Here is a 24,631-nt window from a genome sequence, read left to right as displayed (position 1 = left end):
AGCTCCAGTCAGTTGTCGTTCAGCGCGGCTGCGCCGATTTTCAGGATCTTCAGGGCGTTGGTGCCGCCCACCACACCCATGGGCTCACCCCACGTGAGCACCACGTTGTCGCCCGCCTTCACGGCGCCGCGCTTGACCAGCAGCTTCTCGACCGCGCGGAACGCCTGCTCCTTGCCGCCGTCCACCTTCAGTTCCAGCGCCGTCACGTTGCGGTACAGGGCCAGCTTGCGTTGCGTGGCCAGGCTCGGGGTCAGGGCCAGGATCGGAATGTCGATGTTGTTACGGCTCATCCACAAGGCCGTGGAACCCGATTCCGTCAGCGCAGCGATGGCCTTCACGCGCAGGTGGTGCGCCGTGAACAGCGCGCCGTAGGCGATGGACTGGTCGATGCGGCTGAACGAGGCATTGGACAGATCCACGTCCAGCTGGCAGGTATCCCACTTTTCCGCATCCAGGCAGATGGCGGCCATGTGCTCCACCGTCTCCACCGGATAGCGGCCGGACGCCGTTTCGGCCGACGTCATCACCGCGTCCGTCCCATCGAGCACCGCGTTGGCCACGTCCGATACTTCGGCGCGGGTCGGCACGGCATTGACGATCATCGATTCCATCATCTGGGTAGCGGTGATGGCCAGCTTGTTGGACGCGCGCGCCATCTTGATCATGCGCTTTTGCAGCGCCGGCACGGCGGCGTTGCCCACTTCCACGGCCAGGTCGCCGCGCGCCACCATGATGCCGTCCGACGCATCCAGGATTTCCTGCAGCGCCGGAATGGCTTCGGCCCGCTCGATCTTGGCGATCATGAACGGCTTGTGGTCATACGGTTCGCCGGCGATGTTGGCCAGCTGGCGCGCCATTTCCATGTCGGTCGCGTTCTTGGGGAAGGACACGGCCAGATAGTCGGCCTGGAAGCTCATGGCCGTCTTGATGTCTTCCATGTCCTTGGCCGTCAGCGCCGGCGCGGACAGGCCGCCGCCCTGGCGATTGATGCCCTTGTTGTTGGACAGCTCGCCACCGATGCGCACGGTGGTGTGAATGGCGCTGCCCACCACGCTGTCGACCACCAGCACGATCAGGCCGTCGTTCAGCAGCAGCACGTCGTCCGGCTTCAGGTCGCGCGGCAGATCTTTGTAATCGAGACCAACGCGCTCGTCGTTACCCAGTTCGCAGGCCGCGTCCAGGATGAACTTGGCGCCGGCCACCAGCTCCGTCTTGCCATTCTCGAATTTGCCGACGCGGATTTTCGGGCCTTGCAGGTCGGCCATGATGGCCACTTCGCGGCCACATTCGCGCGCGGCCTCGCGCACCATGCGCGCGCGGTCCACGTGGTCCTGCGCGCGGCCGTGCGAGAAGTTGAGGCGCACGACGTCAACGCCGGCCTTGAACATCTTGACCAGCGTGGCCATGTCGTTCGAGGCCGGGCCGATGGTGGAAACGATCTTGGTCGCGCGATGGGTAACGGTATTGGGCACGTTTGTCTCCTGGTGAGGACGGAATTATTGTTGGGACGCGGCCATCAGGGCCACGGTGGTGTCCAGCATGCGGTTCGAGAAGCCCCACTCGTTGTCGTACCACGACGATACCTTGACCAGGCGGCCCGACACCTTTGTCAGGGTCGAATCGAAGTTGGACGAGGCCGGGTTGTGGTTGAAGTCCACCGACACCAGCGGTTCGGTCTGATAGGTCAGCACGCCTTGCAGCGGGCCTTCGGCGGCGGCCTTCATCAGCGCGTTCACTTCATCCACGGTGGTGTCGCGCTTGGCGATGAACGACAGGTCGACCAGCGACACGTTGATGGTCGGTACACGGATGGCGAAACCATCGAGCTTGCCGTTCAGCTCAGGCAGCACCAGGCCCACGGCAGCGGCGGCGCCGGTCTTGGTGGGGATCATGCTCATGGTGGCCGAACGGGCGCGGCGCAGGTCTTCGTGCATCACGTCGGACAGCACCTGGTCGTTGGTGTAGGAATGGACGGTGGTCATCAGGCCCGTCTCCACGCCGATCGCGTCGTTCAGGGGCTTGACCAGCGGGGCCAGGCAGTTGGTGGTGCAGGATGCATTCGAGATCACCGTGTCGGTGGCTTTCAGCACGTGCTGGTTCACGCCATAGACGATGGTCGCATCCACATCCTTGCCGCCTGGCGCCGAGATGATCACCTTCTTGGCGCCGCCTTTCAAGTGGGCCGAGGCTTTTTCCTTGGTGGTGAAGAAGCCGGTGCACTCGAGCACCACGTCCACGCCCAGCGAGCCCCATGGGATTTCGGCCGGATTACGCTGCGCGAACACGCGGATCACGTCGCCGTTCACGATCATGTTGTCGCCGTCCACTTCGACCGTGCCGGGGAACTTGCCATGAACCGTATCGTAGCGGGTCAGGTGGGCATTGGACTTGGCGTCGCCCAGGTCGTTGATGGCCACGATCTGGATATCCTGCTTCTTGCCGCCTTCGTAGAAAGCGCGCAGCACATTGCGGCCGATGCGGCCATAACCGTTGATTGCTACTTTGATCGTCATGCTCAGTTCCTCGGGGTTGGGTTGGAAGGACACATCATTTTTTTGCGGAGGCTTAGCCGCTGTTGCGCAAACCGGCCGCGATGCCGTTGATCGACAGGTGCAGGCCAACACGGGTATCGGCATCCGCGTTGTTGTCGCGATAGCGGCGCAGCAGTTCGACCTGCACGTGATTGAGCAAGTCCACATACGGGAAGCGGTTGCGGATCGAGCGCTGCAGCAGCGGGTTGTGGTCCTGCAGCTCGCGCTGGCCGGTGATCTGCTTGACCGCGTCCACCGTGCGCGCATGCTCGGCCTGGATGCGGCCGAAGATGGATTCGCGCAGCGCCACATCCGTCACCAGGCTAGCGTAGCCGCTGGCGATGGCGATATCGCTCTTGGCCAGCACCATGTCCATGTTCGACAGCAGCGAGTGGAAGAACGGCCAGTCCTGGTACATCTGGCGCAGCATGGCCAGGCGCGGTTCGCGGTCCTTGGCCAGGAAGGCTGCGACAGCGGAGCCGAAGCCATACCAGCCCGGCAGCATCAGGCGGCACTGCGACCAGCTCAGCACCCACGGAATGGCGCGCAGATCCTCGATCTTGCCGGCCGCCTTGCGCGAGGTGGGACGGCTGCCGATATTGAGCGCGGCGATTTCCGAAATGACGGTCGACTGCCAGAAATAGGTGTCGAAACCTTCCGTCTCGTACACCAGCGATCGGTAAGCCTGCATGGCCGATGCCGACAGCGCTTCCATGGCCGCCAGTTGCGCCGCCTCCGGCTGGAACTGGCGCTCGCCCAACAAGGTGGCCTTGAGCGTGGCCGCGACCATCACTTCCAGGTTGCGGCGCCCCACTTCAGCGTTGGCGTATTTGGCCGTGATCACCTCGCCCTGCTCCGTGACGCGGATGCGGCCCTGCACCGTGCCCGCAGGCTGGGCCATGATGGCCTCATAGCTTGGGCCGCCGCCACGGCCGACGGAACCGCCGCGGCCATGGAACAATTGCAGCTTGACGCCGTAGTGCGCAAAGACCTTCACCAGTTCGATCTCGGCCTTGTACAGTTCCCAGCCGGAGGTCAGGTAGCCGCCATCCTTGTTACTGTCCGAGTAACCGAGCATCACTTCCTGGCGCATGCCGCGCGACTGCAGCAGGCGCATATATTCGGGGACCTTGAACGCCTGTTCCATGATGGCGGGACCGGCGCGCAAGTCCTCGATGGTCTCGAACAGCGGAATGATGTTGACGGCCAGCGTACCGGTCTCGCGGCGTAGCAGGCCGAATTCCTTGAACAGCACGGCCACTTCCAGCAGGTCCGACAGGCTGGCGGCCTTGGAGATGATGTAGTTGCAGATCGCATCCTGGCCGTAGGTGTCATGCGCCTGTTTCAGCTGGGCGAAGATGGCCAGTTCGCCGGCCGTCGCTTCCGAATAGGTCTGGTAAGGGCTGACCAGCAGCCGTGGCGAGGCGATTTCCTCGCGCAGCAGCGCGCAGCGCTGGGCTTCGTCCATGGCCAGGTAGTCGCAGCCGGGACGGGCGTGGGCCAGCAGTTCGGCCACCACGCGCTCGTGCACGTCCGAATTCTGGCGCAGATCGATCGGCGCCAGGCTGAAGCCGAACACCTGCACGGCGCGGCGCAAATGGCGCAAACGGCCCTTGGCCAATGCGCCGGCGCCATGGGCCAGCAGCGAGTGGTGCAGGATGTCGAGATCGTCGCGCAGGGCTTGCGCGCTGGTGTAATGCGAGTGCGCGTCCGCGTCGTCGGCGGCGCCGGTCAGCAGCGCGCGGGTGGCTGACAGCTTGGCGTGCATGCCGTGCAGGGCGCGGCGATATGGCTCGTCCACCTGGTGCGGCGAGCCGTCCGTCGCCTCGTCGGCCAGGCGGCGCAGCGCTTCGGAGCTGCCGCTCAGCGCTTGGGCCAGCGACAGCTGCGAGGCCAGCTTGTGCAGCTCCGTCAGGTAGTGCGACAACGCGACATTGGCCTGGCGCTGCAAGGTGGCGCGCAGAACGTCGGCCGTGACGAAGGGATTGCCATCGCGATCGCCACCGATCCAGCTGCCAATGCGCATGAAGGTGGGCAGTTCGCGGCCTTGCCAGGCCGGGTCCAGCTTGGCCAGCGTGTCGTGCATGCTGCCGTACAGCTGCGGCAAGGTGCTGAGGATAGTGCGATCGAAGAAGGACAGGCCATTTTCCACCTCGTCCAGCACGGACAGCTTGGTGGTGCGCAGCAAGCGGGTCTGCCACAGCGTGACGATACCGCGCGCCAGCGCTTCCTCGTTCGCCTCTTCCTCCTCCGGCGTCATCTGGATGCGGTCACGCTCGTCGAGCAGGCGGGCGATAGCCATCTGGCAGTTCAGGATGCTCTTGCGCTGCACTTCCGTGGGGTGGGCCGTGAAGACGGGATTGATGCACGCTTCGGCCAGCACGTGCTGCAACTGGTCCGAGTGGCCGTCATCGACGATGTTCTTGAGCGCCTGCGCCAGGCTGCCGTTGCGCGGCGCGGTGCCGGCGATCAGGTGGGCGCGGCTGCGGCGGGTGTGATGCTGGTCTTCCGCGATATTGGCCAGCAGCGAGAAATAGCTGAAGGCGCGGATCAGCTGCTTGGTATCGACCGGGCTCAGTGCGTGCAACTGCGCCTGCAGCGCGTCGCGGCCCTCTTGCGAAGGACGCTGGCGCAGGCCGATCGAGGTCTGGCGTACCGCCTCGATGGACTTGAACACGTCCTCGCCATGCAGCGAGCGGATCGCATCGCCCAGTAAGCGCCCCAGCTGGCGGATATCCCGGCCCAGCAATTCATCTTTGTCATACAGTGCGTTCGAACCGTCCATGTGCCCCGCCAAATTGTAGTGAATTTACGTCGAGCATTCATGGATAAGCATAAATACCCTCGAATTTCAGAATATTCTACTGATGAAAGTGATAAATTACAATGCACCGCACAACAAAATGAAATTTTACTACACTCTATGACGCAATCCCTGGAGCGAGACATGCACACTCAGTTGAAAACAGTGGACGCCAAAGGTGCCAGTCCATCCCCGAAAAAACCCACCCTGTCGTTCTGGAACCTGTGGAACATGAGTTTCGGCTTCCTCGGCATACAGTTTGGCTTCGCACTACAGCAGGCCAACGTGCCGCGCATCTTCCAGACCATGGGCGCCAGGCTGGAAGACATCGGCTTCCTGATGATCGCCGCGCCACTGGCTGGCCTGCTGGTGCAGCCCATCGTCGGCTACCTGAGCGACCGCACGTGGGGCCGCTGGGGACGCCGCCGTCCCTACTTCCTGCTCGGCGCCACGGCCGCGACGCTGGCCCTGTGCGGCATGGCCAACGCCAGTACACTTTGGATGGCGGCCGGCGTACTGCTGGTGCTGGACATGGCGATCAATATATCGATGGAGCCGTTCCGGGCCTTCGTCGGCGACCTGCTGCCCAAGGAACAGGTCACCAAGGGTTATGCGTTCCAGACCTTCTTCATCGGCGTGGGCGCGGTGGTCGCCTCCGTCCTGCCCTACATGCTGACGCATTGGTTCAACGTGGCCAACACGGCGCCGGCGGGACAGGCGCCAGCCTCCGTGACATGGGCGTTCTACCTGGGTGCGGCCGTGTATTTCGGCGCCGTCATGTGGACCGTGATCCGCACCAAGGAATACTCGCCCGAGCAAATGCGGCAGTACAACCCGGAACCGGAGGCGGCGACGGCCGACGGGCGCGGCATCGCCGGCTTCATCAGCGACTACGTGCATATGCCGAAGATCATGAAGCAGCTGTCGCTGGTGCAGTTCTTCACCTGGTTCACCTGGTTCTCCATGTGGACCTACGCCACAGCGGCCATCACCCAGCACGTCTACCACACTGCCGACACCACATCGGCCATGTTCAACGAAGGCGCCAGCTGGTGGGGCGTTTGCAACTCGGTCTACAACGCGGCGTCGATCGGCTTTGCCTTCCTGCTACCCGTGATCGCGCGCCGCACCAGCCGCAAGGCGGCCCACGCGATCGCGCTGACCGTGGGTGGACTGAGCTTCATCTCGATCTACTTCGTCAGCTCGCCCGCGGTGCTGCTGCTGCCGTTCATCGGCATCGGCCTGGCCTGGGCCAGCACGCTGTCCATGCCCTACGCCATCCTCGCGTGCGCCGTCCCGCCCAACAAAATGGGCATGTTCATGGGGATGTTCAACATGTCCATCGTGATCCCGCAGGTGGTCTCCGGCCTGACGCTGGGCTATTTCCTCGCCCATTACTTCCACGGCGAAGCGGTGATGATGCTGGTCCTGGGCGGCATCTCGATGCTGATCGCGGCCGGCTTGTCGCTGGTGGTAACGGAACTCGATTAAATGCGGCGTGGCGGGCGAACGATGCTATATTGACTATCCGGGCGAGAACCCGACAGGCAATCCAGGAGGCGGGCATGCATCGTATCCTATTTCCGGCGCTGTTGACGCTGGCCACGGCAAGCGCGCCCGCCGTGGCCGACAGTTACCACTGCGTGTCGCTCGCCTATCCGCCGCTGATCCGGCAGGATGCCGGCGGCCCAGCGCATGGCTTGGCGGTGGATGTGGTGCGCGCCGTGTTCGCGCGGCTGGGTCACGATATGACGGTGGAAGTGATGCCGTGGGCCCGTTCGCTCACGCTGGTCAGGCTGGGCCAGCGCGACTGCGTGTTCACGATCTTTCAAACGCCCGAACGCGAGCAATACCTGGACTTCAGCAGGGAGTCCATCATCCCCCAGCTGATTTATTTTTATGCGAAAAAGGATGCCGGCGTGGTCTTCAACGGCGACCTGGACGCGCTCGCAGGACGGCGGGTCGGCACTGTCATGAAGGTCAACTACGGCGAGAAATTCGACGCGGCCCGCGCGCACTTCACGGTCCAGGAAGTGGCAACCCTGGAGCAGAACTTCCGCAAGCTGCTACTGGGCCGCATCGACCTCGTGCCCAGCAACGTCTACACGGCCAGCTACACGCTGGCCAAAATGCACGACGCGGCTGTCGATGCGGAAGTGGTGCAATTGCCCGTCCCGCTCGACAACGTCGCCAGCCACATCGCCTTTGCCAAGAGCCGCCAGCTGACGGCGCTGCGCGACCAGTTCGACAAGGAGCTGAAAGCCTACGTGGCCAGCGGCGCCTACCGCCACCTGCTGGAACAATACCGGATCGCGATCACCCCGGAAATGGCGCAATTCCTCGACCATAATTGAGGATGGCGCATCCGCTGCGTCATCGTGCACAATGCACGCTCACTGCGCATCACCCCGCGCCAGCGTGGCGAGCCGCTCCGCGTGCCGCCGCGTCTCATCGGCCGGTAACGGCCCGCCATGCCCCATGTAGAAGCAATTGCAGCCTGCTGCCAGCAAATGCCCCAACTGCCGCGCCACTTGCGCGGGATCGTCCTCGAATGGCGGACGGATGGCGCGGCCGGTGCGTATCAGCCCGCCCAACAGCATGCCCGATGCCAGCAAGTCGCCAACCAGGGCATTGCCATCGTCCAGCAGCACCGAGACCGAACCTGCCGTGTGGCCTGGCGTATGCACGGCCTTGCCGGCCACGCCATACGCTTGCAGATCGACCGACTCCCCCTGCCGCAACAGAATGCCGGGCGTGAAGCCCTCATAGGGCTGAAGAATCAGACCAGTCTTGAGAAACAGTTTGCCGAACCAACCCGTATCGCAAAACGTCATTGGGCGACGCCTGGCGTAATAATCCAGGTCGCCATCGCTAGCCAGGATGGGCGCACCGCTCAGGGAGCGGATTTCAGCGGCGCTGCCGGCATGATCAACGTGCGCATGGGTGATCACGATCAGCTTCAGGTCTTCCCAGTTACGGCCGCATTGGCGCAATGCCGAACCGATTTTCCCGGCCGAACCGGGCAAGCCCGCATCGACCAGCACACAACCGTGCTCGCCAACGAGCAGGTGGCAGTTGACCATGCCGAACGGCAGAATGGGGACGCGAACAATTTTCGTCTTCAACTTGGGCCTCCAAAACATAGTGATAAGATGCGATCTTGCCGTGCCAGACGCAAAATTGCCTTGCCCATATCGACTAAATTCAGGTGATTCCCGCCAATGAAGAAAATTCGCATCGCGGTGCTTGGTTACCATGGCTGCATGCCGACGCAATTGTTTGGCATCGCCGACGTCCTCAGGATCGCGGCCGACATTGCGCAAACGCCCGATATTCAGGTGCAGGTTCACACCGTGGCGCTGGGTGATGGCGAGGTCAATCTGGCGGGCGGCATCGGGATCAAACTCAAGCGGCCGCGCGGACAATTCGATGTGCTGGTCATACCCGGCATGGAAACGTCCCGCGCGGTGCGATGGCCGGCCCGTCTGGCACGGCTCACGCCTGAGATCAACTACATCCAGCAAGCGTTCTCACGCGGCACGCAGCTCGCATCCATTTGCGTGGGCGCCTTCCTGCTTGGCGAGGCGGGCTTGCTGGACGGCCGGACGGCCACCACGGCATGGCTGTTCGCACGCAATCTGGCCGAGCGCTATCCGCACAGCCGGATCAATGCCGACGCCATGCTAGTCGAAGACAGCGGCGTGATCACCACTGGCGCCGTCAGTTCCACCTTCGACCTCGCGTTGCATCTGGCGCAGCGCTACTATGGCGCCGCAGTGGCAGCGACCACCGCCCGCGCGGCCCTGCTCCAGCACCAGCGCGCCAGCCAGGCGCCGTTTATTGACGTGTCGATGTATGCGCCAGCCGAGCCCTCGTTTTCCCTCTCGGTTTCGCGATGGCTCGAAAAACGCATCGCGGAGCCCTACGATCTGGCGCGGCTGGCGCAAGCGTTTCACGTCAGCCCCCGCACGATGCTGAGGCGGGTCAAGCAGGAAACGGCCGAAACCCCGCTTGGCCTGCTGCAGCGAGCGCGGGTAGAGAAAGCGAAGCAACTTCTATTGAAGACGAACTTGAGCGTCGGCCGCATCACAGCAGCCGTCGGCTACCAGGATCAGGTCAGCTTCGGCAGACTATTCGCCCAGGCAATCGGCAACACACCGACCGCATTTCGCCGACAGTTCCGCACCATGCAAATACCGCACGCTCGCTGAAAGAAAATCGGTGTCAGGTCTGTCATTCGGACAGTGCTCACGCACTTTTGAGTTTTCTCAAGGCGGCCCCTTGGATTTGCTAAGTAGCCAATTTGAGAAGCCGCTTACCACTTCCGAAGTCCATATCGTTTGATTAAGCTCAATGGTACTGTCCATGAGTCCAAATGACAGACCTGACACCGAATTTGCCGAATTTGCAAAACCGGTGTCAGGTCTGTCATTCGGACATCCGTCACACGACTTTGCGTTTTCTCAAGACGGCTCCTTCGATATTCGAGTTTTACCCCCGCCCTGCTGCGCCAGCCTTGACCAACACCTGCGCCGGCCTGTCAAGACCCCCATCACTGTGTCTTTTGCGTGCCTGTCGCTCCACCATCAGCGAAACATTGTCACGCGCCACCAACCGGAATACGTTCACCAGGTTGCCCAGCCGGACGGCCTGCTGGCGCATGTTCTCAGCCCCGGCGGCCGCCTGCTCGACCAGCGCGGAGTTCTGCTGCGTCATCGCGTCGAGCTGCGCCACGGCCTGGTTCACCTGCGCGATGCCCTGGCTTTGCTCGACACTGGCGTCGCTGATCTCGCCCATGATGCACGCCGACCTGTCGATCGATTGCGCGATGCCGCTCATGGCGTCGCCCGCCGCGTCGGCCAGTTGACCGCCCTGCCCCACCTGCGCCACCGCGCCCTCGATCAAGCCCTTGATCTGCTGCGCCGCTGCGGCCGAGCGCTGCGCCAGCGTGCGCACCTCCACCGCCACGACGGCGAAACCACGCCCCTGCTCGCCCGCGCGCGCCGCTTCCACGGCCGCGTTCAGGGCCAGGATATTGGTCTGGAACGCGATGCCGTCGATGACGCCGATGATGTCCGTGATCTGATGCGCGCTTGATTGGATCTGCCCCATCATCCCCACCACCTCGCCCACGGTGGCCTTGCCTTGCGACGCGCTGTCGCAGGCAGTCACCACCAGCTTGTTGGCGTCGCGCGCGTGGTCGGCGTTCTGGCGCACGGTTTGCGTGAGTTGTTCCATGACGGAGGCCGTTTCCTCCAGCGCGCTGGCCTGCGCTTCCGTGCGCCCGGCCAGATCGGCATTGCCGGCCGCGATCTCGCTGGCGCCCTGGTTGACCTGCACCGTCGCCTCCTGAATCTGCCCGACCAGCAGCTTGATATTGGTCTGCAAAATGCGCAGCGCCTGCATGACGGCGGCCAGCTCATCGTAGCCGTCCGCCTCGATCTTGCCGGACAAATCGCCAGCGCTCATGCACTCAATGGCCGCCTTGGCCTGCTGCAGCGGCAGCAGGATGCCCTGGTACAGCAGCGGAATCAGCGCCAGCGCCGTCAGCGCGCACACCGTCGCCGTAATACTGGCCCAATATCCCCCCACGTTCGCGCCCGGCCATGCACATGCCGCCGTCACCAGCGACAGCACCGCCAGCCCACCGCCGGCTGCGCTCAGCCTGGCCTTGATGGTCATCTTGCGGAATGGATTGAGCCGCGCCGACAAGGTGCGCACCGTCGCCTTGCCGCCCCTGATCTCCATGTGCCTGCTGCCACCGTTCAGCGCCCGGTAGGCCACTTCTGCGGCCTTGATCTGCTGCGCCGTCGGCTTGATGCGGATCGACACATAGCCAACCGGCTTGCCGTCCTCCAGCATCGGCGCGGCATTCGTCTCGACCCAGTAATAGCCGCCGCCCTTGGTCTGGTTCTTCATCATGCCAACCCACGTCTTGCCGGCGCTGAGCGTGCGCCAGAAGTCCTCTGCCAGCGCCTTGGGCATGTCCGGATGGCGCATGATGCTCTGGTGGGCGCCAATCAATTCATTGGCCGAATAGCCGCTGATGCGCTCACAGTCTGGATTGACATAGGTGAAGTGGCCCTTGAGGTCCGTCTTCGAAATGATCAGGTCCGACTCGCCGAGCACATACTCGCCGCCGTTGGGGACAGGTCTTCTTGCGATGGTCGTTTTGGAGATGGGATAGCTCATGGTGGTTCCAGTGATGAAAATGGCAGGCCGGGCGGAACGGACAGTCGCCCCGTGGCAGCCGCCGCGCACTCCCGTCCGGCCCGCCGTCAGGCCATCAAGCCGCTTCGCCCAATAGCAGGCCGCGTTCGCGCGCCATGGTCATCGCGGTATCGATGATCATGTCTTCCTGGCCGCCGATCATCTTCTTGCGACCCAGCTCGATCAGGATGTCGCGTGCCGGCACGCCAAAGCGCTCGGCGGCCCGCTTGGCATGCAGCAGGAAGGTGGAATACACGCCCGCATAGCCCAGCGTGAGCGAGGCGCGGTCCACCCGCACGATATGCTCCATCAGCGGCAGCACGATGTCCTCGGCCACGTCCATCAGCTTGAACAGGTCGCAGCCCGTCTCGATGCCCATGCGCTCGCACACGGCCACGAACACTTCCAGCGGCGTGTTGCCGGCGCCGGCGCCCAGGCCAGCCACGGAACCGTCGATGCGGCTGGCGCCAGCCTCGATGGCCGCGATGGAGTTGGCGATGCCCATGCCCAGGTTGTGGTGACCGTGGAAGCCGATTTCCGTCTCCGGCTTGAGTACTGCGCGCAGCGCGCCGACGCGGGCCTTGACGTCTTCCGGCAGCATGTAGCCGGCCGAATCGGTGATGTAGACGGTCTGCGCGCCATACGACTCCATCAACTGGGCCTGCTTGGCCAGCGCGTCCGGATCGCTCAGGTGCGCCATCATCAGGAAGCCGGAGGTATCCATGCCCAGCTTGCGGGCGAAGGCGATGTGCTGCGGCGAGGTATCGGCCTCGGTACAGTGGGTGGCCACGTGCACGCTGCGGGCGCCGCAGTCATAGGCCGATTGCAGCTCGCGCATGGTACCCAGGCCGGGGATCAGCAGCACCGACACCTTGGCCTGCTTCATCTTCGGCACCACGGCGTTCAGGTATTCCTCGTTGCTGTGCAGCGCGAAGCCATGCTGCAGCGAGTTGCCACCGAGGCCGCCGCCGTGCGTGACCTGGATCAGCGGCACGCCCGCATCGTCCAGCGCCGTGGCCACGGCCACCATGTCGGCAATGGTCATCTGCTCGCGCTTGGCGTGCATGCCGTCGCGCAGGCACATGTCATGGATGACGACCCTGCGGCCTTTCAGACTGTTCTCGTTCATTATGCGATCTCCAAGGGAGAGAGTTGGATGGTGCCGGCGATGATCTCCTCGGCGAACATTTCGGCCGTGCGCGTGGCGGCGGCCGTCATGATGTCCAGGTTGCCTGCGTAGCGCGGCAGGCAACGGCGGGAATATCTTCAAGCACAGCGAAGCGTTCTCATTCCAGATCGCCACGGACGACCAGGCTGAAACCGACCGTTACTGGAACGCGATTATCGACAACGGCGGCGCGGCCAGCGCATGCGGCTGGTGCAAGGATAAATGGGGCTTGTCGTGGCAAATCACGCCGCGCGTCCTCACCAACGCCATGGTCCAGGGCGGTGATGTGGCGAAGCGCGCGTTCGACGCCATGATGAAGATGCAGAAGATCGACATCGCCGGCATCGAAGCGGCCGTGCGCGGTGCAGCCCGGTAAGGCCAAAACGCTGTCAATCAGCCTCAGCGTGAGGTGCCCTACACTTGCGACTGCTTGCGGCTGCGGACGTAGCCAGACCAAACATGACTCTCTTTCGCAAGGCGCTGAGCTGGCATGCCGGGCTCAGGAAAGCGGCGTTAACTAGGCGATAGGCTATGTCCGATTATACGGGTGGGCAAGATTACATCTTGCCGACAATAGTAATATGCAATCATCTCGTGTCACCATCAATGCTATATTGAATGAGCTATACAAGTTTCATGACTTCGGAAATCACGGGGTGATCTGATCGCATCCATGGTCGCACCAAAGCCATGTATCGATTGTGTTGTTCGCAGGGTTACCTCAAATGTCTAAGTCCAAGCATTACAAGGGACATGAAATCTTTTGCCAGCCAAAGCGGGCTTCTGGACGTTCGGACAATCCGCAGTGGATATGTATGCTCTCCATTTGCCGCGATGGAGATTTGACCGGAACCTCGCGCCACATCAGCATCAAGGCAGCCACCGTGGGCATTGCAAGACAAATGGGCTTCGAACGAGCAAAAGAAATAATAGATAGGCTATCAATTCTATTGCCTATAAGGCATTATTACCCCGCAAAAAATTGAACACATTTGCCTCTTGCTGTACAACTGATGTGTCCTGTCCTGGATTGCGACCTGCGCATCAGCCCTCGTGGCATAGCGCTGGTGATGCATCAGTTCGTTCTTCAAGCTGCCCCAGAAGCTCTCCATTGTTGCTAGGCGAATTGCAGCGTTTGTTTGATGAAATCGGCATCGCCCCCCCTTTGCGGCGAGTTCCGTCAATGCCAGCCGCGCCTCGCGTCAAGGGAAGCCTGGGCGCTTCAGAAATATTAGATTTTATGCAATAATTAACACCCACCACTAACTCAAGGAATTCCTTTGCGACTTAAACGATGGGTGCTTACCGGTGCCATCGCAGCAGCGGCGTGCGGGTATGCCCTGCTCTCCACCGCCCAGTCGGGCAAGAACGCCGCGTGCACGGGATTCGGGCCGCCGCCAGGCTCCCCAAATTTCGCCAAGTTCGAGGAACAGCGAGCCGCAGAGATTAAGCGCACGGGTTACTTGATGGCCTGCGAAGACATCTTGGCGCGATATGACGTCACTTCGCAGCTACAGCCATTGAAGGCAATGACCACCGCGCTCCAATTTCGCCCCTTGGATTTGGCCGGCACACCATTCAGCTCCTTCACGAATATCGGCGGCCTGGCAGAAGCCGTCTCAAATGTGAATTCGCGGCTCTACAGAAGTTTTCGACAGCCCGACGGGCACTTACTGACGTTGTTTGAGCACGATATGTCTGCCGATGGGACGCACAGTTATCGTCGCCCGGAGGATGAGCCTGAGCGCATTAACGGCCTACCCGCGCGCCTGATGGTGCTTCAAGCCACGTCCGGCAAAGCGGTTTCCGTCCTCAGCTGGACAGAGGGCCGGCGTGGCCTTGAATTGTGGATCAATGCGAACGTTGTACTTGAAAACAAACGCGCACAGTTCTTCGCCCTGGCTGCCTCATTGCCAAAATCCATTCCGGCAAACGCGCACGAGCCCGAGTCCAGTCCGCCCATGTTGGGTCCCGACGGCAAGCCTGTACTTTCAGCTCCGCCAGCAGTGATACACATAAAAAATTCGACAAACGAGTGAGCCCGATGCACCGACTTCACGCGAGCGGCGGATGACCAGAGATCCGCCCTAGTCGCCGCTTCGGTTGAACTTATACGCCAACTGCCGCCGCGTAATCCCCAGCAGCCGCGCCGCCTGGCTCAAGTTCCCATTGGCCTTCTTGACCGCCAGATCCACCAGCGCATTCTCATGCGCGATGAGATTGAATTCCGGCCCCAGCAATTCCTCGCACAACACCTGCTCCCTGGCAGCGCTGCGTTCCGGCAGATTACCCGCCTGATCGATACCCTCGCCTTCCTGCTCGAACTGTTGCTGCTCCGCGAATAAATGGCTGGCCTCGATGCGTCCGCCGGGCGGCACCAGCAGCACGCCGCGCTCGATCACATTTTCCAGCTCGCGGATATTGCCCGGCCATGCGTACTGGCTCAGCATCTGCATGGCCCGCTCCGTCACGCCCAGCACCTTCTTGGGATAGAGCGCGCTGAACTTCTCGATGAACGAGGCCACCAGCAACGGCAAGTCGGTGGGCCGTTCGCGCAGCGGCGGAATCGTGACCGGATAGGTCGCCAGCCGGTAGTACAAGTCCGCCCGGAACTTGCCCGTGCCGATGGCTTGCTGCAAATTGACATTGGTGGCCGACACCAGCCGCACGTCGACCTTGCGTGCGTGGTCGTCGCCCAAGCGCTCCACCTCGCCCGTCTGCAGCACCCGCAGCAGCTTGACTTGCGCGGCTGGCGCCAGGTCGCCCACTTCGTCCAGGAACAGGGTGCCGCCATGCGCCCGCTCAAATCGGCCGGGACGCGACTGTTCGGCCCCCGTGTACGCGCCCTTGGTTACGCCGAACAGCTCCGATTCGATCAGATCGTGCGGAATGGCGGCACAGTTGACGGCGATGAAAGGTTTGTCGGCGCGTGGCCCGTTGTCGTGCAGCCAGCGGGCGAAGCGTTCCTTGCCCACGCCCGTCTCGCCCAGCAGCAGCACGTTGATGGGACTCAGGGCCGCTCGTTGCAGCAGCGAGAATGCGGACTTGAACGCGGGCGAATCGCCCACCAGGTTGTCGGCGCCGCGCGCCGTGCCCAGCGTCTCGCGCAGCTGCGTCACTTGCTGCTGCAACTCGATCATCTGTTCGGCGATGTTCTCGGGATGGAAATAGCGCAGGTAGTCCTCGTCCCATTCCTCGGCGTTCTTGCCGATCATGGAGCACAGCGTGGCGCCGGCAGCGTGGCAGGCCGTTTCGCGGAACACGATCAGCCGGTTCATGAACGCCGTCACATAGCCGGAGGCGTAGCCGATCACGCTCCAGCAAGCGTGGTCCTCGCCGGTGCCGAATATTTGCAGATGCGATTCCGCTTCCCAGGAGTTCTCCAGTGTGAATTCGCCGTAGAAGTTGCCATTTTCGAAATCGAGATCGCACTGGATGGTCCGGGTCTTGACGATGCCTTCCAGCCCGTGGATTTCAGGGCCGAGCAGGAAGATTTCGCCCAGCGGACGGTCGCCAGCCAGTTTCTTGGCCAGTTCGCCGTCCTGCTGGCCGGCCACGAAGCCCATCCGCACCAGCAGGCCGCGCGCCCGTTCCACGCCCAGGGAGTCGAATAATTCCTTGCGCAAGGCGCCGAAGGCGCGCGTATGCAACAGCATCATGCGGCTCTCGTCGAGCCAGATGTTGCCGTGTGCCGTGTCGAAACGCAGGCGCGCGCGCAAGTTGAAGACTTCGCTGAGCGCCTTATCTTTTGCCATGTCTCGCATCTGAATTATCCGTTTCCCTACTTTAACGCAGAAAGCCGCCCGGAGCCATGCCGGGCTGCCCCGGACGCGTCACTCACGCCACAGCGGGCGCCTTGTGCCCGGCTTCGGCCACCGCCTCGGCCTCCACCTGCCCCTGCCGCGCCGTGGGACGCAGCAGGAAATGCGCCAGCGCCGGCAGCAGGATCAGCGTGCCGAGCATGTTCCAGACAAACATGAAGGCGAGCAAGATGCCCATGTCAGCCTGGAACTTGATGGGGGAAAACGCCCAGGTGGCCACCGCGATGCCCAGCGTGACGCCGGTCAGCACCACCACCTTGCCCGTGAACAGCAGTGCGCGGTAGTAGGCTTGCGACAGGCTCATGCCCATACGCAGCTGGCCCAGCGTGACCGTCATCACGTACAGTGCGTAGTCCACGCCGATGCCCACGCCCAGCGCGATCACGGGCAGGGTCGCCACTTTCACGCCGATGTGCAGCCCCACCATCAGCGCTTCGCACAGCACGGAGGTGAGCATCAGCGGCAGCACGGCGCAGATCACGGCGCGCCACGAGCGGAACGTGATGAACGACAGCACGATCACGGCCGCATACACCAGCAGCAGGATGTGCAGGTTGGCGCGCTTGACGACGATGTTGGTGGCCGCCTCGATCCCGGCATTGCCGGCGGCGGACAGGAAGCGGATCTGGGCGTTGTCGTGCGCCTGGGCGAAGGCGTCCACGGCGTCCACCACGCGGGTCAGGGTGTCGGCCTTGTGATCCTTCAGGTAGACATAGACGGTGAGCAGGTCGCAGTTCTGGTTGAACAGCTCACGCGGAGCGCGCGTGATGATGGAGTTCAGCATATTCTGCGAGCGCGGTATCTCGTACCATTTCAGACTGCCTTCGTTCATGCCGGCCGCCGCCTGCTTGGCCAGCGCGGCCAGCGAGTTGGTCGCTTCCACGCCGGGGATTTGCTGCAGGCGCGATTCGAGGTCGTCCACCAGTTGCAGCGTGTCGTAGTGGGCGCAGAAGAATTGCGGCGTCTTCACCATCACCACGTAGGTGTCGCTGCTGGCCGCGTAGTTGGCCACCATGAAGGCGTTGTCGCGGTTGTAGCGCGATTCGGGACGCAGCTCCGGTGCGCCGGGGTCGGTGTCGCCGATCTTGAGCTGCATGCTGGCCAGGAAGCCGGCCGCGCCCAGCACCACGCTGGCGGCGATGGCCACGGCGGCCCATTTGCGCCGGGTGAACAGGTCGAGGAAGACCCAGAACGGATGCTTGTCCGCTTCGTCGCTCTGCTCGGCGGCCAGGCTGCGCTGCGCGGCCACGGCGCTCACGCCGGTGAACGACAGCAGGATGGGCAGCAGCACGAGGTTGGTGAAGATCAGCACGGCCACGCCCAGGCTGGCGGCCAGCGCCAGCTCGCGGATCACCTGGATGTCGATCACCAGCAGCACGGCAAAGCCCACGGCGTCGGCCAGCAGCGCCGTCATCCCGGCCAGGAACAGGCGGCGGAAAGTGTAGCGCGCGGCGATCAGCTTGTGGGTGCCGCGGCCGATGTCCTGCATGATCCCGTTCATCTTCTGCGCGCCGTGGCTCATGCCGATGGCGAACACGAGGAACGGCACCAGCACGGAATACGGATCGAGGCCCAGCCCCAGCGTGGGCAGCAGGCCAAGCAGCCAGATCACGGCCACGAGGGAGCACAGCACCACCAGCGCCGTGCTGCGGGCGCAGCGCGTGTGCCAGTACAGCACGCCGGCGCAGATGGCGATGGCGAGGCCGAAGAACACCAGCACTTCGCGCAGGCCGTCGAGCAGGTCGCCCACCACCTTGGCAAAGCCGGTGATGTGGATATGGATGTTGCGCGTCTCGTACTTGGCGCGCAGTTGTTCCAGGCGGCCGGACAGCGCGTGGTAGTCGATCGGCTGCCCCGTTTCCGCCACCTTTTCCTGCAGCGGCAGCAGGATGATGCTGGAGCGGTAGTTGGCCGCCACCAGCAGGCCGATTTCACCGGAGCGCTCGACGTTCACGCGCACCTGATCGAGGCTGCCCGGCGAGCCGTCGTAGGTATCGGGGATCACGGGGCCGCCATCGAGGCCGTCCTCGGTCACGCCGGTCCAGCGCACGGACGGGGTCCACAGCGATTTCATGTAGGGGCGGTCCACGCCCGGATAGAGGAACACTTCGTCCGTGATCTTGCGCACCGTGTCCAGGTACTGGGCGTCGAAGATGGTGCCCTGCTCCACTTCCACGGCGATGCGCAGCGCATTGCCCAGGCCCGCGATCTGGGCCTTGTTGGCCAGGTAGTTGACGATGTAGGGATGGCGCGTGGGGATCATCTTCTCGAACGCGGCGTTGAGCTTGAGGCCCAGCGCCTGGTAGCCCAGCAGCACCGTCACGATCAGGCACAGCACGGCGATCGCCAGCCGGTTGTTGAACAGCAGGCGTTCGACCAGGGTGCCGGAGCGCGCGTCGAAGTCGCGCAGGTCGCGGATTACTGGTTCGTCATTGGACAGTTGGCCGTGGCTCATTTCTTGACTCCTAAAACAGTTTCAGCGGCGATGCGCACCATGCCGCGCGTGCCGGACAACACCAGGCTGCCGTCGGCCGATTGCGCCACGCCCGTAAAGGAGGCGCGCTGCGACAGCGGCACGGGCGCGAAACTCGCGCCATCGTCCCGGCTTTTCAATACGCGGCCCGTCTCGTCGGCCAGCACGATGTCGCCGGACGCCAGCCGTTGGCCGGCCGTGAGCGTGATCGGCAGGCCGGTGTCGACCTTGCTCCAGTTGGCGCCGCCGTCGGTGGAGCGGAAGGCGTTGCCGCGCAGGCCGAACAGCAGCAACTCGCTGTGGCGGCCGGTCACCATGCCGAAGTAGCTGCCCGCGTAAGGCGTCTTGATTTCCTGGAAAATGGCCGTGCCATCGGCGGCGCGGTACAGCGCGCCCTGCTCGCCGGCCAGCCAGGTATGGCCGCCCCCGGTGTAGATCCGGTACAAGTGGTGGCCGCGCGGGTTGTCGATCTGGCCGCGCAGCGTGGTCCAGGTGGCGCCGCCGTCGACGGTGGCCAGGGCCATGCCGTAAGCGCCGACCACCAGGCCATGCCGGGCGTCGCTGAAGCGCACGTCCAGCCAGGGCTTGTCGGCGCCTTCCGTCAGCATGCGTTCAGCGTCGCGCAGGCGTGAAACGCCGGCCTCACCGTCCTGCGGCGCGTGCTCGCGCGCGCTGGCCAGTTCGATCTGGGCGGCCAGCAAGCCATCCAGCTGCTTGTGCCAGGTCGCGCCGCCGTCAGTGGTGGCCAGCACTGCGCCGCCATGGCCGACGGCCCAGCCGTGCTGCGCGTCGGGAAAATGCACGGCAGTCAGCGCCACGCTGACGGGGGCCGGCGTCTGGCGCCAGGTCTTGCCCTGGTCGTCGGACAGCAGGATGATGCCGCGCTCGCCCACGGCAACCAGCCGCGCGCCCGCGCTGGCGACGGCCAGCATGACGGAGGTGTCGGCATGCTGGCGGATGACGGCTGGGCGGGCCAGCAGGTCAACGCCGTTCTCGGCCGGCGCATTGGCGGCAATAGCGTCAGTGACGGTGGACGCGAGGCCGCAGACCAGGCCATAGGCCAGGCTGACAGCGGCGGCGCGGCGATTTCGACTTAATGAAGTAAACATGGTACGCAATCCAAAAGACCGCCGGCAACGGGGGTGGCCCGCGCCTGCGGCAAAAACCTATTACCGGGAACAGCGCGGAGCCGCGTCGGCGGCCCCGCTGCAACAAGGCCAGCGCTTAGCGCGCCGCTTCCGCCGCCACGGCGTCGCCCGTGAAGAACTTCTCCGGCTTGCGCGGTACGATGCGGAAGGTCTCATCGTTCAGCAGCTGCACGCCGCTCATGGTGCCCGCCTGCAGGTTGAACACCAGCACCGGCTTGACCAGGTTGGCCGGCACGGATGGCGCGGCGAATGGCGTCATCTGCGAGGTGCGCCACAGTTTGCCTTCCGTGTCGTAGCCATCGACCATGGCCAGCAGCCAGCTGTCCTCGTCAAAGTAGTAGCGGCGCTTGGGCACCGCATGGCGTTTGCCCGGTGCGACGGTCGCTTCCACCACCCATACGCGGTGCAGTTCCCAGCGCATCTTGTCCGGGTTGTAGTGGTGCTTACCCAGCGCGTCGTCCAGCTTGGCGCTGATCAGGTTGTTATTGTTGTAGGGGATGTACATCTCCTGCTTGCCGACCAGCTTCCACTGGAAGCGGTCCGGCGGACCGAAGAAGCCCTGCACTTCATCGAAGTAGTTGGCGCCGGAGGCGACGAAGTCTGGCGTGTCGTAGCCGACTGTGGGCGCGCGGCGCACGCGGCGCTGGCCCACCAGGTACTGCCACGCCTGGCGCGGCTCCTTGGCGTTGATACCGTCGCGCAGCACCAGCGATTCGCCGGCCTTGAACGGTGGCGCAGTGGTGATGAAGCGCTGCAGGAAGTATTCGCCCGACCATTTCTCCGCGCTGCCGTCCTTTTGATAGTACGGATACTGGAACCAGATGTCGTTGCGGGTAGCCAGCGTGACGGAACCATCGGCCGAACCGACCACGTTGCGGAAGGCGTAGGCCACCGATTCGGGTTCCACGCGCAGCAGGTAGTTCCAGATCACTTCCGCGCCGCTCTTGGGGATCGGGAACGGGATGCCGCCGAAGCAGCCTTCCACCGATGCGCCGCCTTCCACCAGCTTGCAGTTGGTGGCGTTCTTGAGCGTGCGCTCATACACGATTTGCGGCGCGGCGGCCGTGCGGTGGGTGGGATAGACGTCCAGGCGGAAGCTGTCCGGATACTTGGCCATCAACGCGCGCGTGCCGTCACTCAGCTTGGCCGCGTACTGGGCGGCGTTTTTCGCCGTGATCTGCACCGACGGCTTCTCGCCGGGGAACAGGTCAACCGGGATGTCGCCGTGCACGGCGCCGGCTGGCATCTTGGTCAGGCCGCCGGTCCAGGCCGGAATGGTGCCTTCCTTGTTGGCGGCCTTCTCGGCCCCCAGCGGCGTGAGGACGGCATTCAGTTTGGCCGCTTCATCGGCGGGTACGGCGGCCATGGCCAGCTTGCCTGCGGCGAGCAAGGCGACCAGGGCGAGCAGCTTGGGTTGGGTATGCATGGTGTGTCTCCGGCTGTGTAATTAGAAGGTGCGCTGGACCGAGAAGGTCACGAAATCCCGGTCCTTGTAGTACTGCTGATAGCTGGCCTGGGTGTTGGTGGCGGCGTTCAGGGACGGAGCCGCGCCGGCGGCGCCGATGTAGTGCGTGAACTGCACGCCCGCGCGCCAGGTCTTCTTGTAATCGAAGTTGGCGCCGATACTGAGGTCGCCGCCATGTTCAGGCGCCACCTGGAACACCGCCGAACGGCCCGAAATGCCGTAGCCGAGGCCAATCGGCACTTGCAGATCAAGGCCGGACATCACCTGGAAGTACTCAGGCTGGAACACCATGCGCATGGCCCAGGCATCGCGGGTGTGGGTGGTGTTCAGCACACCGTTGGCGAACAGGGGATTGCTGGGGTTGCGCGTCACGCTCAGCAGGCGGTTGAACGCCAGTTCGCCCACGAAGCTGCCCGCGTCCCACAGCGGATTAGCGGCCAGCACGGTGATGGCGGACAGGTTGGCGTGGAAGCTGTTACCGATCGCGTACGGCGAGTTCTTGCGGTTGTCGGCCGTGGGATCGAAGTTGATCACCAGGTCGCCCAGCGGCGCCAGCGGCGTGTCGCGGCGGGTGGACATTTCGCCGCCCACGTTGGTTTCGCCGATCAGGGTCGAGAAGCTGGCGCCGTAGACTTTCACGTCCTGCGCGTACATCAGGCGATAGGTGCCGCCGTTGTAGGCGCCCGGTTCGGTCACGGTCAGCACGGGAATGGGCGACTTGTCGTCGTACTTGGCCGCGTACAGGCCATATTCCACATCGCTGCCCGGCACCTTGAACTTGACGCGCGCACCGAACTGGCCCGAATCGCGGCCTTCCAGGTCATGCGTGCGGCTGGCCGCACCGCCCACGGGCGTGAGCAGCAGATCGGCGCCATCGCCCACGAAATCGGCGGGGCTGAAGTAGCTGCCCGCCGCCGGCAGGCGCAATGGACGCCATTGGTATTGGTAGTACGCGCCAACGGACAAATCAGAATTGATCTGCAGATTGCCCGACACCTGCCCCACCGGCAGCGCGATTTCCTTGAACTGCACGCCAGGCAGCGAGAACAGCTTGATCAGGTCCACCGGGCCTTGGGCGTAGGCGATGCCGTTCGCGCCCAGGAACAGCGTTTCGCCGTACAGCTGCGTATGGCGGCCGATGCGGCCGCTCAGGCCCATGCCATCGCCGATGTCGGTGCTGCCGTAGATGAAGGCGTCGGCCAGTTCAGCCTTGCGGCCCATCAGCTTCTTGGCTGCGGGCGTGAACACGTTGTTGGGGCCACCGGCCAGGGCACTGGCCGTGTTCGGGAAGGGAATCGAGACAGGGAAATCGTTGCTGCTCTTGTTGTAGACCGTGTCGTACCAGGCGGCGGCGGACACGCGCGCGCCCATGCCCTGGTAGGCCACGTCGAGTTCCGTCAGCCAGTCCACGCGGTTGTTGATCAAGCCCTTGTCCAGGGCCAGGTCGCCGGCGTCCACGTTGGGATTGGCGTACGACGCCGCCACGTTCTGGCTGGCGTCTTTCACGCGCAAGGCGGCGGAATACTTGAAGGTGTTATCCCAGCGCACCTTCAGGTCAGGCTGGCCCGTTTCGATGGTTCCTGCCTGGGCTTGCGCCATCTGCAGGATGGCGGCCACGCCGGCCGCGAGCGCAAAGCCGCCTGCAGAAACTGCATTCTTGTTACTCATGTCTCCTCCGTTGAAATCTCTTTTTTTGGTTCCCAACTACGCTTGCAGGCCGCGGACGGGCCCGAAACTTCAGGACTTTTTGCATGGTATGTTGCGAAAAAATGAGCGTCCAATGCCTTCTGAACGCCTACTTGATACGAAAAAGGTATGACTCGCACGTTTCCTCTCTAAATCGCGCGTAAAATGGCTGGCCGCCAGACGCGACGCCATCGGCATGCGTCGCGGCGCCGCCACGCGGCACCGGATCGCCCTCACCCAAAGGCCAGCATGAATTTTCGACAGATCAAATACTTCGTCGCCGTCGCGCAGGAGCTCAATTTCGGCCGCGCCGCGCTCGCATTGAACATTTCGCAACCGCCGTTGACGCGCCAGATCCAGCAACTGGAAGAGGAAATCGGCGCGCCCCTGTTCGAGCGCACGGCCAAAGGGGTGACGCTGACACAGGCCGGCGAACTGCTGCTGCAGGAATCGCTGAACATCCAGTCGCTGGTGGAACAGGCGGTCGAGCGCACCCAGCGCGCCGCGCAGGGCAAGCTGGGACGGATCGACGTGGGCATTTTCGGCTCCGGCGTGCTGTCCATGATTCCCAAGCTGCTGCTGAGCTTCCGCACGGCCTACCCGGACGTGAACATCGTGCTGCACACGATGAACAAGACCGAGCAGATCGAAGCGCTGCGCCAGCGCCGCATCACGATTGGCTTCAACCGCATGCTGGAGAGTATCCCGGGCATTCGCATCGAGCTGGTCAAGACCGAACCGCTGCTGGTGGCGCTGCCGGAAGGGCATCCGCTGGTGGCCGAGGAGTCGATACCATTGGCGGCGCTGAAGAACCACCCGATGGTGATGTTCCCCACCGGCGTCAAACCCAATTTCATCGACCGGGTGATGGACCTGTGCCGGCAGGAAGGCTATGTGCCCAACGTGTCGCAGGAAGCGGGTGATGCGGTGACGGGCGTGGCGCTGGTGGCCAGTGGCTTCGGACTGGCATTGGTGCCGGAATCAGCCACGAGTTTGCGTCTGCCGGGCGTGGTCTACCGGCCGTTGAAGAACGCGCCGCATGCGGTGGTGGACCTGAGCTGCATCTACCGGGAGGACGATGTGTCGCCGATATTGGCCGCGTTCCTGGAGATCGTCCGGGCGGATGGCGGCGTATAACCGGTGTCAGGTCTGTCATTCGGACAGCCGGTGCATATCTTTGATTTTTCTGGTAGCGCGCATTGCGATTATCGAGGTGGATTCAGTGAGCGGTTTCTATCAGAAGTGATATCGACGCCGCTTGATCGAACGCAAAGGTGCGGTCTTCGTGTCCGAATGACAGACCTGACACCGAATTGGACACCGAAT

16 protein-coding genes and 2 pseudogenes are annotated in these 24,631 nt (G+C 63.4%); 6 read left to right on the top strand and 12 right to left on the bottom strand.

The window, feature by feature from the left end; all coding sequences use genetic code 11:
- Positions 1-8: 8 nt before the first annotated feature.
- From pyk to ppc, 3 genes are all read right to left on the bottom strand, one after another.
- Complete coding sequence (pyk, locus tag H3H36_RS12155) at positions 9-1,406, bottom strand: pyruvate kinase (protein ID WP_229219889.1); 1,398 nt, start codon at positions 1,404-1,406, stop codon at positions 9-11.
- 90 nt (positions 1,407-1,496) lie between these two features.
- A complete protein-coding gene (gene gap, locus H3H36_RS12150) occupies positions 1,497-2,513 on the bottom strand; it encodes a type I glyceraldehyde-3-phosphate dehydrogenase (protein WP_182217839.1) in 1,017 nt (338 codons plus the stop codon).
- Between the two features lie 52 nt (positions 2,514-2,565).
- On the bottom strand, positions 2,566-5,316 hold the full coding sequence (gene ppc, locus H3H36_RS12145; RefSeq protein WP_182217837.1) for a phosphoenolpyruvate carboxylase: 2,751 nt from the start codon (positions 5,314-5,316) through the stop codon (positions 2,566-2,568).
- Positions 5,317-5,478: 162 nt separating this feature from the next.
- On the opposite strand from ppc, the gene H3H36_RS12140 reads away from it, so the two are divergent.
- Positions 5,479-6,825, top strand: a complete 1,347-nt coding sequence (locus H3H36_RS12140) for an MFS transporter (RefSeq protein WP_182217834.1) — start codon at positions 5,479-5,481, stop codon at positions 6,823-6,825.
- A gap of 74 nt (positions 6,826-6,899) precedes the next feature.
- Complete coding sequence (locus H3H36_RS12135; RefSeq protein WP_182217832.1) at positions 6,900-7,688, top strand: substrate-binding periplasmic protein; 789 nt, start codon at positions 6,900-6,902, stop codon at positions 7,686-7,688.
- A gap of 39 nt (positions 7,689-7,727) precedes the next feature.
- On the opposite strand, the gene H3H36_RS12130 is transcribed toward H3H36_RS12135, so the two are convergent.
- Positions 7,728-8,459 (bottom strand): MBL fold metallo-hydrolase, encoded by a 732-nt coding sequence (locus H3H36_RS12130; RefSeq protein ID WP_229219876.1) that lies wholly within the window; start codon positions 8,457-8,459, stop codon positions 7,728-7,730.
- 96 nt (positions 8,460-8,555) lie between these two features.
- On the opposite strand from H3H36_RS12130, the gene H3H36_RS12125 reads away from it, so the two are divergent.
- Positions 8,556-9,545, top strand: coding sequence for a GlxA family transcriptional regulator (locus H3H36_RS12125; protein ID WP_182217830.1), 990 nt, complete (start codon positions 8,556-8,558; stop codon positions 9,543-9,545).
- A gap of 280 nt (positions 9,546-9,825) precedes the next feature.
- Here the strand turns inward: H3H36_RS12125 and H3H36_RS27540 are convergent, their stop codons facing one another.
- The 3 genes and pseudogenes from H3H36_RS27540 to H3H36_RS12110 all read right to left on the bottom strand — a co-directional run.
- Positions 9,826-11,526, bottom strand: coding sequence for a methyl-accepting chemotaxis protein (locus H3H36_RS27540; RefSeq protein WP_182217828.1), 1,701 nt, complete (start codon positions 11,524-11,526; stop codon positions 9,826-9,828).
- 94 nt (positions 11,527-11,620) lie between these two features.
- Complete coding sequence (dmpG, locus tag H3H36_RS12115; RefSeq protein ID WP_182217825.1) at positions 11,621-12,673, bottom strand: 4-hydroxy-2-oxovalerate aldolase; 1,053 nt, start codon at positions 12,671-12,673, stop codon at positions 11,621-11,623.
- Positions 12,673-12,792, bottom strand: a pseudogene (locus tag H3H36_RS12110) (acetaldehyde dehydrogenase (acetylating)); the annotation flags it as partial. The gene dmpG and the pseudogene H3H36_RS12110, both read right to left, overlap by 1 nt.
- A 2-nt stretch (positions 12,793-12,794) precedes the next feature.
- Between H3H36_RS12110 and H3H36_RS12105 the strand changes: the two are divergent.
- Both H3H36_RS12105 and H3H36_RS12095 read left to right on the top strand, forming a co-directional pair.
- Positions 12,795-13,088, top strand: a pseudogene (locus H3H36_RS12105) (VOC family protein); the annotation flags it as partial.
- A gap of 904 nt (positions 13,089-13,992) precedes the next feature.
- Positions 13,993-14,751 carry a hypothetical protein gene (locus H3H36_RS12095; RefSeq protein ID WP_182217820.1) on the top strand — a complete coding sequence of 253 codons (759 nt, stop codon included), beginning with the start codon at positions 13,993-13,995 and terminating at the stop codon, positions 14,749-14,751.
- Positions 14,752-14,799: 48 nt separating this feature from the next.
- Here H3H36_RS12095 and H3H36_RS12090 read toward each other — a convergent pair whose 3' ends face one another.
- The 5 genes from H3H36_RS12090 to H3H36_RS12070 form a co-directional block, all read right to left on the bottom strand.
- The gene (locus H3H36_RS12090) at positions 14,800-16,467 is read right to left on the bottom strand and encodes a sigma-54-dependent Fis family transcriptional regulator (protein WP_182217818.1); all 1,668 of its coding nucleotides are present in this window, start codon (positions 16,465-16,467) and stop codon (positions 14,800-14,802) included.
- An 82-nt stretch (positions 16,468-16,549) separates the two neighbouring features.
- Complete coding sequence (locus H3H36_RS12085) at positions 16,550-18,988, bottom strand: efflux RND transporter permease subunit (RefSeq protein ID WP_182217816.1); 2,439 nt, start codon at positions 18,986-18,988, stop codon at positions 16,550-16,552.
- A complete protein-coding gene (locus H3H36_RS12080) occupies positions 18,985-20,115 on the bottom strand; it encodes a WD40/YVTN/BNR-like repeat-containing protein (RefSeq protein WP_182217813.1) in 1,131 nt (376 codons plus the stop codon). The genes H3H36_RS12085 and H3H36_RS12080 overlap by 4 nt, the downstream gene beginning before the upstream one ends.
- Positions 20,116-20,230: 115 nt before the next feature.
- Complete coding sequence (locus H3H36_RS12075) at positions 20,231-21,580, bottom strand: DUF1329 domain-containing protein (RefSeq protein ID WP_182217810.1); 1,350 nt, start codon at positions 21,578-21,580, stop codon at positions 20,231-20,233.
- Positions 21,581-21,601: 21 nt separating this feature from the next.
- Positions 21,602-23,287, bottom strand: a complete 1,686-nt coding sequence (locus H3H36_RS12070) for a DUF1302 domain-containing protein (RefSeq protein WP_182217808.1) — start codon at positions 23,285-23,287, stop codon at positions 21,602-21,604.
- A gap of 267 nt (positions 23,288-23,554) precedes the next feature.
- Between H3H36_RS12070 and H3H36_RS12065 the strand changes: the two genes are divergently transcribed.
- A complete protein-coding gene (locus H3H36_RS12065) occupies positions 23,555-24,442 on the top strand; it encodes a LysR family transcriptional regulator (protein ID WP_182217805.1) in 888 nt (295 codons plus the stop codon).
- Positions 24,443-24,631: the final 189 nt, after the last annotated feature.

Origin of the sequence: Rugamonas fusca, from assembly GCF_014042365.1 — a bacterium.
Lineage (GTDB): Bacteria > Pseudomonadota > Gammaproteobacteria > Burkholderiales > Burkholderiaceae_D > Rugamonas > Rugamonas fusca.
This window is presented reverse-complemented; position numbering and strand designations above follow the sequence as displayed.

Bases quoted from the DNA above. Each gene is read 5' to 3' on its own strand.
- pyk (WP_229219889.1), bottom strand. From the start codon at position 1,406: ATGGCCACGCTGGTCAAGATGTTCAAGGCCGGCGTTGACGTCGTGCGC.
- gap (WP_182217839.1), bottom strand. From the start codon at position 2,513: ATGACGATCAAAGTAGCAATCAACGGTTATGGCCGCATCGGCCGCAAT.
- ppc (WP_182217837.1), bottom strand. From the start codon at position 5,316: ATGGACGGTTCGAACGCACTGTATGACAAAGATGAATTGCTGGGCCGG.
- H3H36_RS12140 (WP_182217834.1), top strand. From the start codon at position 5,479: ATGCACACTCAGTTGAAAACAGTGGACGCCAAAGGTGCCAGTCCATCC.
- H3H36_RS12135 (WP_182217832.1), top strand. From the start codon at position 6,900: ATGCATCGTATCCTATTTCCGGCGCTGTTGACGCTGGCCACGGCAAGC.
- H3H36_RS12125 (WP_182217830.1), top strand. From the start codon at position 8,556: ATGAAGAAAATTCGCATCGCGGTGCTTGGTTACCATGGCTGCATGCCG.
- H3H36_RS27540 (WP_182217828.1), bottom strand. From the start codon at position 11,526: ATGAGCTATCCCATCTCCAAAACGACCATCGCAAGAAGACCTGTCCCC.
- dmpG (WP_182217825.1), bottom strand. From the start codon at position 12,673: ATGAACGAGAACAGTCTGAAAGGCCGCAGGGTCGTCATCCATGACATG.
- H3H36_RS12090 (WP_182217818.1), bottom strand. From the start codon at position 16,467: ATGGCAAAAGATAAGGCGCTCAGCGAAGTCTTCAACTTGCGCGCGCGC.
- H3H36_RS12085 (WP_182217816.1), bottom strand. From the start codon at position 18,988: ATGAGCCACGGCCAACTGTCCAATGACGAACCAGTAATCCGCGACCTG.
- H3H36_RS12080 (WP_182217813.1), bottom strand. From the start codon at position 20,115: ATGTTTACTTCATTAAGTCGAAATCGCCGCGCCGCCGCTGTCAGCCTG.
- H3H36_RS12075 (WP_182217810.1), bottom strand. From the start codon at position 21,580: ATGCATACCCAACCCAAGCTGCTCGCCCTGGTCGCCTTGCTCGCCGCA.
- H3H36_RS12070 (WP_182217808.1), bottom strand. From the start codon at position 23,287: ATGAGTAACAAGAATGCAGTTTCTGCAGGCGGCTTTGCGCTCGCGGCC.
- H3H36_RS12065 (WP_182217805.1), top strand. From the start codon at position 23,555: ATGAATTTTCGACAGATCAAATACTTCGTCGCCGTCGCGCAGGAGCTC.